This is a genomic window from Vibrio sp. 811 (assembly GCF_033339195.1).
Genome location: NZ_JAWOUB010000755.1, coordinates 1 through 562 on the forward strand (window position 1 = coordinate 1; position 562 = coordinate 562).

The window sequence follows — 562 nt, forward strand, 5'->3', positions numbered from 1 at the left end:
CGCACCGCCTGTTAGCCATATCCACGGTGCGCCAGAACGAATCCAATTTAACATTCAGTAACTCGCTCTTTTTCCTGTTCTAAACTACAACGCACGGTATTTATCTCTCAATCTTTGACGTACCAACTCTGCCAGCGCGTTCACCGCAAAGGTGAAGACAAACAAAATCAACGCAGCGAGGAACAACAAACGATAATGCGAACTGCCAACTTCAGACTCTGGCAACTCCACCGCAATGGTTGCCGATAAGCTGCGAAGGCCTTCTAAAATGTTCCAGTCCATCAAAGGCGTGTTGCCAGTCGCCATCAAGACAATCATCGTCTCACCAACCGCGCGTCCAAGCCCCATCATGATGGCGGAGAAAATACCTGGGCTGGCCGTAAGGAGCACGACGTAAATCAAGGTTTGCCAAGGGGTCGCCCCAAGCGCTAACGATCCATCAGACAAGTGCTTTGGTACAGAGAAAATGGCATCTTCCGCAATGGTAAAAATGGTAGGAATCACGGCAAAGCCCATCGCAAGGCCAACCACCAAAGAATTACGCTGATCAAAACCAATCCCA

The 562-nt window shown here is 49.6% G+C and carries 1 protein-coding gene; it reads right to left on the reverse strand.

Translation table 11 applies throughout. The features are described 5' to 3' along the window. Positions 1-84: 84 nt before the first annotated feature. A partial coding sequence (locus tag R7Q46_RS29230; protein ID WP_318078589.1) for an ABC transporter permease subunit occupies positions 85-562 on the reverse strand: 478 nt, incomplete at its 5' end.